We start from the raw sequence: 8,152 nt of genomic DNA on the forward strand, positions 1-8,152 counted from the left end.
CAACCGTTGTCCGCCAATCCGCGCCCTGGTGACGGGGTTATGCTCGCTGCCCTCGCGGCGGTCATCTTCGGCACCAACAGATATTAGGAGGCCCCGATGGCCCGCACCCCTCAGCTTCTCGATCACCGTGGCGTCCCGGTCGAGCGGGCGACCCTGCAAAAAGAGATCGCCACGCCGACCGTCACAGGCCTGCGCAGCCCGATGCCCGGCTATCCCGGCGATGGGCTCAATCCGGTGCGTCTCTCCGGCATCCTGCGCGAAGCCGACCTGGGCCACCCGGCCCGCTATCTGGAACTGGCGGAGACCATCGAAGAACGGGACTTGCATTTCGCGGGCGTGCTGGGGACGCGGCGCCGGTCGGTCAGCCAGATCGACATCACCGTCGAGGCCGCCTCGGACAGCGCCGATGACGCAGCGCGGGCCGATCTGGTCCGGAGTTGGTTGAAGCGCGACGAATTGGCTGATGAAGTCTTCGACATCCTCGACTGCATCGGCAAGGGCGTAAGCTTCACCGAAATCATCTGGGATACCTCGACCGGCCAATGGCAGCCCGCCCGCCTCGAATGGCGCGACCCGCGCTGGTTCGGGGTTGATCGGATCGATCTGCGCACGCCCACCATCAAGACGGCGACCGGCGGTGAAGAGCCCTTGCCCGCCTTCAAGTTTATCGCCGCCTCGATCAAGGCCAAGTCTGGCCTGCCCCTGCGCTCCGGCCTGAGCCGGATCGCGATGTGGGGCTACATGTTCAAGAAGTTCACCGAGCGCGACTGGGCGATCTTCACCCAGACCTACGGTCAGCCGCTGCGGATCGGCAAATGGGGGGCCGGTGCCAGCGAGGCCGACAAGGAAACCCTGTTCCGGGCGGTGGCGAATATAGCGGGCGACTGCGCGGCGATCATCCCCGAGAGCATGAAGATCGAGTTCGTCGAGACCGGGTCAATCAGCGCGACCGGTGATCTTTACGAAAAGCGCGCCGATTGGCTCGACCGGCAGATATCAAAATGCGTGTTGGGCCAGACCGCGACCACAGATGCCGTGACGGGCGGCCTCGGGTCGGGCAAAGAGCATCGTCAGGTTCAGGAGGACATCGAGCGGGCCGATGCCAAGGCACTGGCTGCAATCCTGAACCGCGATCTGATCCGACCCTGGATGCAGTTGAACTTCGGTCCGCTGCCCGCCTATCCGCGGCTCGTGATCGGCCGCCCGGAGGTGGTCGATATCGCCCAGCTGTCGACGGCGCTCGGGGGCATGGTCGACCGGGGCCTGCGCGTGAGCCAGAAGGAGGTCCGCGAAAAGCTCGGCCTGTCCGAACCGGCCGCCGGGGAGGAGATTCTGGGGCCCTCGGCTCGGCCGACGCCGCCGGAGCCACTTCCCGACGCTCCAGCGCACGATTTGAAGGGGGAAAGAGCCAAATTTGAAGGGGGTAAGGGCGCACTGCGGAGAACGACCGCCCTGAACGCGGAAGGCGCGCCAGCGGCCATTTCCGGCGGCAATCCCGTGACCCAGGCTGTCGAGGCCCTGGCCGACCGTCTGGAGGCCGAAGCGGCTGCCTCGATCGAGGGAATGATCGACCAAGCCGAGACCATGCTGGCGACCGCCGGTTCGTTGGAGGAGTGCCGCGAAATGCTGCTCGCTGGCTTCCCGGATATGGACAGCGGCGCGCTGGCCACGGTGATGGCAGCGGCGATGATGGCCGCCTGGGGCGCCGGTCGGGTGGCGGTCGAGGAGGAAGCGGGTGGCTGATCTCGCGGTCATCCTGCGTAAGCCCTTCGCCGAGCAGGTCGCGGCCTGGCGCCTGCGCTTGGCCGAACTGCGCCCGACCCAGAAATGGGACGACGTCAGCCCTCAGTTCCACGACCGCGGCTTCATGGTGGCAGGAGCGACGAAGGCCGAGCTTCTGGCTGATCTGGCCAAGGCCGTGGACAAGGCCATTGCCGAAGGTCGCAGCCTGGAGGAGTTCCGTGGAGACTTCCGGTCGATCGTCGAGAAGAATGGCTGGCACGGCTGGACCGGCGAAGGCACCACGAAGGGCGAGGCCTGGCGCACGCGCGTGATCTACCGCACCAACATGGCCACGACCTATGCCGCCGGCCGCCGCGCGCAGCTCTTGGCCGGGAACTTCGCCTTCTGGGTCTATCGGCATGGCGGATCGCGCGAGCCGCGGATACTGCATCTGGGCTGGAACGGCCTGGCCCTGCCGCCGGATCACGCGTTCTGGGCCACGCACAGCCCGCCGAATGGCTGGGGGTGCAGTTGCTATGTCGTCGGCGCCAGAACCGCAGCCGGGATTCGGCGCGTCGGCGGCGATCCGGCCAAGACCCTTGCCGACGGCTGGCAGGCACTTGACCCCAGGACCCGCGCGCCGAAGGGGATCGACAGGGGCTGGGGCTATGCACCGGGCGCGACAGTCTCCGATCTGATCATCGCCCAGACGGAACGGCTGCCGCACTTGCCCGCCCAGATCGGGGCAAGTGCCTTCGCCGCCATGCCGCCATCGCGGTCCGACGAGCTTTCCCGGAGGTTCGCGGAATTCGTCGACCGGGCACTCAGCAGTTATGTGCAGCAGGACTACATGATCATCGGTGCGCTGAAGCCGGAATGGATCAAGGATGCGGCGGCACGGGGGATCGGCGTTTCGACGGCCGAGATTGCCGTGACGGACAGGAACGTGCAGCACTCGTTCCGAGGAACTCCGCACGTCACTGCGCCCACCACACGCCCGGCCGCGCGCGCGCCAAAGGTGGATGCGCTTGACCTTGACTGGTATAAGGCTCTGCCGCGCCATGTCGAAAACCCGCGCGCCGTCTTTCTTGACGCCAACGCGAAAGAGCCAGTGTTCTTTCTGGTTTTCGATCTGCCGGATGGGCACGGAAAGCTCGTGATCGAAGTCGACACACCCGTGAAGAAGGCTGGCCGCCCGCTGAATACGGTCCAGACTGGCCGAGTCGTCACGCTCGACGATCTTCTGGCCGACCTTGGCAGGGGAATTCTGCAAATCGCCGGGGCTGCATTCAGGTGAGGGGGTGAGGCGGGGTTGGACTCGAACCAACATCAGATCCCCTTGCGGAGAGCCCCCTTGCCCATCGGGGTACACCGCCTCACAAGGGAAACATAGTCTTGTATCGCATCGAAATCAACGACGCGCAGATCATGACAGGCCTGAACCTGTTGGCTTCGGGCATGGCGGACATGACCCCGGCCATGCAGGAGATCGTCGAGTTCATGCTCGTGACGACCAAGAACAGGTTTCCGTCCGGGGTGGCACCGGACGGCACGCCTTGGGCGCCGAAGTCGCCCGTCACGCTGGCCGCCTATGCCAGACGCGGCGACCGGCAGGATTCGCGACCACTGTTCGGGCCAACTGGCGTGCTGTCGAAGGACATCTTCGGCGTGGCCGCGCCTGACTCGGCAGAGATCGGCTCGCCGATGATCTATGCTGCGGTCATGCAGTTCGGCGCCGCGCAGGGCCAGTTCGGCGCGCGGATAGGCAAGGACAAGTTGGGGCGCGACCATTTCCACCACATCCCTTGGGGCGATATTCCCGCGCGCCCCTTCCTCGGCCTGTCCGACACCGACCGTGAGGGGGTTCTGGAGATCATCGCCGAATACCTGGACGCCCTTTCACAAGGCCGTTGACGAAGCCCCATGGCCCGGCGCACCGTGACGCCATGAGGTAAGGCGCGCGCGCCCGCAAGGTGTTGCGGATGTATCGGCCCGCGCGCATCTGCGACTGTGGCGGCATGCAAAAGCTCGCCACCCACACATTCACCTCCGGTTCAGTCGCCCTGATGGGAGTTGTCATTCCTGCCGCCAGCGCGCCGCCGGAATGGATTCACCTGCTGCCCTCCTCGGCGGGCCGGATCGAGACGGTCGACAGTCGCGGCCCCTACCAGGTGCAGGATGCCGCCGCGATCATCGCGGCTTCTTTCGCCGAAACCACAGAACTGCCGATCGACGAAAACCACGCGACCGATCTCGCCGCGCCAAATGGGCAGCCTGCCCCGGCCCGCGGTTGGATCACTGCCATGGAGGCCCGTGCCGATGGCATCTGGGGCAAGGTTCGCTGGGCCAACTCGGGCCGCGAGTTGCTGGCCGACCAGGCTTACCGGGGCATCAGCCCGGTGTTCCTGCACAGCTCCGACAACACCGTGCGGCGCATCTTGCGCGCCTCGCTGGTCAACAACCCGAACCTGCGCGGCCTTGCCACGCTTCACCAGGAGGAATCCGTGAATTTTCAGCAGAAGCTGGCCGAGAAGCTCGGCCTGAACGCTGCGGCGAGCGAGGATCAGATCCTTGCCGCCCTGCCCGCCAAGCCCGGCGAGACCGCTGCGCTGCAAGCGGCCTTGCCCTCGATCGCCGAGGCGCTTGGCCTCGACAAGGGCGCTGACACCGCCGCCGTGCTGAATGCAGCCAAAGCCGCCGGCGCGGATGCCAAGACGACGATCCCGGCGCTGCAATCGCAGGTCACCGATCTGTCGAACCAACTGAAGGCGCTGACCGATATCGGCAAGCTGACCAAGGCTGCGGCCTTTGTCGATGCCGCGATCAAGGAAGGCCGCATGGGCCTGAACGCCACCAACCGGGCCGAGTTCGTGGCAATGCACCAGGAAAACCCCGCGCGGACCGAAAAGCTGATCAACGGCTTTGCCCTGATGAAGACCACGCACACTGCCGGCGCCCCGCCCGCTGCTGCCGCGATGCAGTCGAGCGCCAACGACCTCGTCGTCAAGGCCAAGGCGTTGCAGGCGTCGGAGAAGGCCAAGGGCAACGATCTTGACTGGGCCGTTGCGGTCCAGATGGCTTCGGAGGGCAAGCAATGATCCCGGCATTCATCAAAGCCTATGAGGCTTCGGCCATCATCGCGCCGCGCCGCATCGTCGTGTTCTCGGACACCGCCGCGTCGGACAAGGTCGCCATGGCTGCAGCTGCCACGACGCCGGCCATCGGCGTCTCCGGTCCGATGGGCGCCGCTCTGGGCGAGCAGTGCGACACCGTTCTGATCGGGATCGCCTCGCTGGAGCTTGGCGGCACCGTGACCGCGGGCGCGCCGATCATGGCGGACGCGAACGGCAAGGGCATCGCCGCCGCCGCCGCGTCGGCCACCACCCGCCGGGTGATCGGCTTCGCCATGGCCCCCGGGGTGTCCGGCGACTTCATCGACGTGATGGTGCAGCCGCATCTGCTTGACCGCGCCTGATCCTGAGGAGAACCCAGCATGGCCCCCACCCGTCCCTTTATCGTCGATCCGGTCCTGACCGCGATCTCCATCGGCTTCCAGAACACTGCCTCGATGCGGATTTCCGATCAGGTTCTGCCGCGCTTCCCGGTTTCGGCCGAGAAGTTCAAGTGGACCGAGTATCCGATCTCGGAAGCCTTCAACATTCCCGACGCCCGCGTCGGCCGCCTTGGCCGCGTCCAGCAACTGACCTTCTCTGGCACTGAGAAGACCGACAGCGTCGATGACTACGGCTACGATTCGCCCATCCCCTATTCGGATGTGCGGGCGGCAGAGGCGGCGCGGGCCGAAGGCCGCTCGACGTTCAACCCCGAGGCACATGCAGTTCAGTTGCTGACCGACACGCTGGCCAACCAGCGTGAAGCGCGGGTCGCCGCCTCGGTCTTCGCACTGAACACCTATGCCTCGGACAAGCGGATCACGCTGTCGGGCACCTCGCAGTTCTCGGACTATACCAACTCCGACCCGATCGGCGTCATCAAGACCGGGATGGCTGCCACCCTGATCTACGCCCCGAACACCATGGTGATGGGGCGCGAAGCCTGGGCCAAGCTGTCGTCGCACCCCAAGATCGTCAATGCGGTCAAGGGCAACGTGACCAATGCCGGCATCGTGACCCGCGAGCAGTTCCTGGAGCTGTTCTCGGGTGAGGGTATCAATGAGCTGCTGATCGGTGATGCCTGGGTTAACACCGCGAAGCCCGGTCAGACCCCGACCTTCGCCCGCGCCTGGGGCAAACACGTCGCGCTGCTGCACAAGAACCCCATGGCCACGATCGAGGGCGGTGGCGTCACCTTCGGCATGACGGCCGAGTATGGCGCCCGCATTGCTGGGCGCATCGAGGACGAAGATGTCGGTCTCGAGGGCGGCTTCCGCATCCGCACCGGCGAACGCCTGAAGGAAGTCATCATCGCCAAGGATGTCGGCTACTTCATCCAGAACGCGGTGGCCTGAGATGACTTCTCGTAAAGTGTCCCCGGCACCCAGCAATACCCAGGGGGAAAACGGCGCCGCACAACCGGCTGACACCCCGATCCGCGCCGAACCCGAGACCGTCTCGGGGGAGGCAGCCACCGGAGACGGGGCGACAGCCCCGGCTGCCTCCTTGTCTCCGGGGCGCGGTATTGCTGGCGGCGATGGTGGCCGCGTTGAAAAGGGCTTGGCCACGGTCATCAGCCCGATCGATCACGATGGTCAGAGCTATCAGATCGGCGAACCGCTCCCGTTGACCCGCGACGAGTTTGCCGCCTTGGTCAAGGCGGGCGCCGTCCAGGACGAGGACTGGGAAGAGCTGCCCATTCCCTTCTGAGGTCTGCTCCGGGCTGGTTCCTTCCGGCCCATGAGCCTTCCTGACCTTCCCGCTCGAGGGTCGGACCTCCCGGTGGCGGCAGCGCCACCGGGGTTTTCACAGGAGAATGCCATGACGCCTCCGAAATCGTCCTCGCTGCAGGCTGGTGAAGACCTTGCCGCCTCGGTGCAGAAGACCACCAGCCGCGTGACGCTTGACAGCCTCAAGTCCAAGATCGTGGCCGAGGAGTACACCAACCCGCTCTGCGCGCCGCATCTCACCATTGCGGTGCTGCTGACGGCGAATGGTTTCACCCTTGTCGGCAAGTCTGCCCCCGCCGACCCAGCCAACTTCGACGTCGAAGCGGGCAAGTCATTCGCCTATGAAGATGCCCTGCGCCAGCTTTGGCCTCTCGAAGGCTATCTGCTCCGTGAACGGCTGGCCGTCTGATGTCCTATGCCACCCTTGCCCAACTGATCGACCGCCACGGCGAGAACGTGCTGATCCTGTTGACTGACCGGGGCGTCACCCCCCTGGGCATGATCGACGCGGCGGTGGTGGCGCGGGCGCTGGCTGATACCGACGCAGTGATCGATGCCCACTTGAAGGCGCGCTATATTCTGCCGCTGGCCGAGGTGCCGCCGCTGCTGGTCGATCTGGCCGCCGCCATCGCCCTGTGGAAGCTGCACCGGCATGAGCCGAACCAGAAGGTGAAGGACGATTACAGCGACGCCATGCGGCAGCTGCGCGCCCTGTCCGAGGGCGCGCTGCGCCTGCCGGTCGCCTCGGGTGCTGAATCCATCGGCTCGGGCGGCACCGGCGCGCGGGTGACGGATCGGGAGCGGCCCCTGACGGCCGACAGTCTGAAGGGGTATATCTGATGCAGTCCATCAGCCCCTTGCTCATTGCCCGGCTGAAGGCGCGCGATCTGTTCCATGGTCGGGTCTATCCGGCGGCCAATCTCGCCGCCCTGATGCGCGCCGGTCCTTCCGCCCAGCCTCTGCTTCAAGCCCATGTCCTGCCCTCCAGCCTGACCGGCGGCCGGTCCGAAGCCGCGTCCAGCGCCTTCATCCAGGCGGTCGATCGTGGCGTCAGCGTCGTGTTCTCCCTGCCGATCGGCGATGCCACCGGCGCCGCCCAGGCCGATGATCTGGAGCAGTTGATCCTTGCCACGACCGAGGCTGTGACCGGCTGGGGTCCGGAGGATTGCCCCGGTGTCTTCCGCCTGGCGCGGGGCCAGCTCGTGTCGATGCAGGGAGGTCTGATCGTCTACCAGCTCGATTTCACCATCCAGGATCAGTTGAGGCACACCCCATGACAGAGCCTTTCGCCCACCCGCTGCCCCAGGCGGGCGGCAGCTACATCCGGCAGCCTGATGGGCAGCTGCAGGCCGCCGCAGACCCGGCACCCGATACGGCCTCCGACGAGCCCGTGAAACCCACTGTGAAAGGGGCGGTCAAAGCCCCTGCAAAGGAGGCGTAAATGCCGAATTTCTGGCGCTTGCAGGCCCTGCTGGCCAAGATCGAAACCGTCTACGGCACCGATCCGACGCCCACCGGCGCGGCCAATGCCATTCTGGCGGAGGATGTGCGTGTCATGCCGATGGAGGGGCAGGACGTCACCCGCGG

10 protein-coding genes and 1 tRNA gene are annotated in these 8,152 nt (G+C 65.9%); 10 read left to right on the forward strand and 1 reads right to left on the reverse strand.

Features of this window, described 5'->3' with window-relative positions:
* The first annotated feature begins 96 nt into the window (after positions 1–96).
* Together HS053_RS21620 and HS053_RS21625 are read left to right on the forward strand one after the other, a co-directional pair.
* Positions 97–1,743, forward strand: a complete 1,647-nt coding sequence (locus tag HS053_RS21620) for a DUF935 domain-containing protein (RefSeq protein ID WP_174213311.1) — start codon at positions 97–99, stop codon at positions 1,741–1,743.
* Complete coding sequence (locus HS053_RS21625) at positions 1,736–3,019, forward strand: phage minor head protein (protein ID WP_174213312.1); 1,284 nt, start codon at positions 1,736–1,738, stop codon at positions 3,017–3,019. The genes HS053_RS21620 and HS053_RS21625 overlap by 8 nt, the downstream gene beginning before the upstream one ends.
* Positions 3,020–3,024: 5 nt before the next feature.
* On the opposite strand, the gene HS053_RS21630 is transcribed toward HS053_RS21625, so the two are convergent.
* Positions 3,025–3,100 (reverse strand) — tRNA-OTHER (locus tag HS053_RS21630).
* Positions 3,101–3,117: 17 nt separating this feature from the next.
* Between HS053_RS21630 and HS053_RS21635 the strand changes: the two genes are divergently transcribed.
* The 8 genes from HS053_RS21635 to HS053_RS21670 all read left to right on the forward strand — a co-directional run bounded on the left by HS053_RS21635 (position 3,118) and on the right by HS053_RS21670 (position 7,842).
* Positions 3,118–3,636 (forward strand): phage virion morphogenesis protein, encoded by a 519-nt coding sequence (locus HS053_RS21635; RefSeq protein ID WP_174213313.1) that lies wholly within the window; start codon positions 3,118–3,120, stop codon positions 3,634–3,636.
* Positions 3,637–3,740: 104 nt separating this feature from the next.
* Positions 3,741–4,820: a phage protease gene (locus HS053_RS21640; protein WP_174213314.1), complete on the forward strand. Its 1,080-nt coding sequence runs from the start codon at positions 3,741–3,743 to the stop codon at positions 4,818–4,820.
* Positions 4,817–5,197: a capsid cement protein gene (locus HS053_RS21645; RefSeq protein WP_174213315.1), complete on the forward strand. Its 381-nt coding sequence runs from the start codon at positions 4,817–4,819 to the stop codon at positions 5,195–5,197. Before HS053_RS21640 ends, HS053_RS21645 begins: the two co-directional genes overlap by 4 nt.
* An 18-nt stretch (positions 5,198–5,215) precedes the next feature.
* Complete coding sequence (locus HS053_RS21650) at positions 5,216–6,190, forward strand: major capsid protein (RefSeq protein ID WP_174213316.1); 975 nt, start codon at positions 5,216–5,218, stop codon at positions 6,188–6,190.
* 1 nt (position 6,191) lies between these two features.
* The gene (locus HS053_RS21655) at positions 6,192–6,545 is read left to right on the forward strand and encodes a hypothetical protein (RefSeq protein WP_174213317.1); all 354 of its coding nucleotides are present in this window, start codon (positions 6,192–6,194) and stop codon (positions 6,543–6,545) included.
* A gap of 111 nt (positions 6,546–6,656) precedes the next feature.
* The gene (locus HS053_RS21660) at positions 6,657–6,974 is read left to right on the forward strand and encodes a Gp49 family protein (protein ID WP_174213318.1); all 318 of its coding nucleotides are present in this window, start codon (positions 6,657–6,659) and stop codon (positions 6,972–6,974) included.
* Positions 6,974–7,405, forward strand: coding sequence for a gp436 family protein (locus HS053_RS21665; RefSeq protein WP_174213319.1), 432 nt, complete (start codon positions 6,974–6,976; stop codon positions 7,403–7,405). The genes HS053_RS21660 and HS053_RS21665 overlap by 1 nt, the downstream gene beginning before the upstream one ends.
* Positions 7,405–7,842: a phage tail terminator protein gene (locus HS053_RS21670; protein ID WP_174213320.1), complete on the forward strand. Its 438-nt coding sequence runs from the start codon at positions 7,405–7,407 to the stop codon at positions 7,840–7,842. Before HS053_RS21665 ends, HS053_RS21670 begins: the two co-directional genes overlap by 1 nt.
* Positions 7,843–8,152: the final 310 nt, after the last annotated feature.

Origin of the sequence: Tabrizicola fusiformis (genome assembly GCF_013328815.1) — a bacterium.
Classification (GTDB): Bacteria; Pseudomonadota; Alphaproteobacteria; order Rhodobacterales; family Rhodobacteraceae; genus Fuscibacter.

Excerpts from the sequence above, each read along its gene's own strand:
- HS053_RS21670 (WP_174213320.1), top strand. The coding sequence starts at position 7,405 with ATGCAGTCCATCAGCCCCTTGCTCATTGCCCGGCTGAAGGCGCGCGAT.
- HS053_RS21645 (WP_174213315.1), top strand. The coding sequence starts at position 4,817 with ATGATCCCGGCATTCATCAAAGCCTATGAGGCTTCGGCCATCATCGCG.
- HS053_RS21650 (WP_174213316.1), top strand. The coding sequence starts at position 5,216 with ATGGCCCCCACCCGTCCCTTTATCGTCGATCCGGTCCTGACCGCGATC.
- HS053_RS21620 (WP_174213311.1), top strand. The coding sequence starts at position 97 with ATGGCCCGCACCCCTCAGCTTCTCGATCACCGTGGCGTCCCGGTCGAG.
- HS053_RS21665 (WP_174213319.1), top strand. The coding sequence starts at position 6,974 with ATGTCCTATGCCACCCTTGCCCAACTGATCGACCGCCACGGCGAGAAC.
- HS053_RS21660 (WP_174213318.1), top strand. The coding sequence starts at position 6,657 with ATGACGCCTCCGAAATCGTCCTCGCTGCAGGCTGGTGAAGACCTTGCC.
- HS053_RS21640 (WP_174213314.1), top strand. The coding sequence starts at position 3,741 with ATGCAAAAGCTCGCCACCCACACATTCACCTCCGGTTCAGTCGCCCTG.
- HS053_RS21655 (WP_174213317.1), top strand. The coding sequence starts at position 6,192 with ATGACTTCTCGTAAAGTGTCCCCGGCACCCAGCAATACCCAGGGGGAA.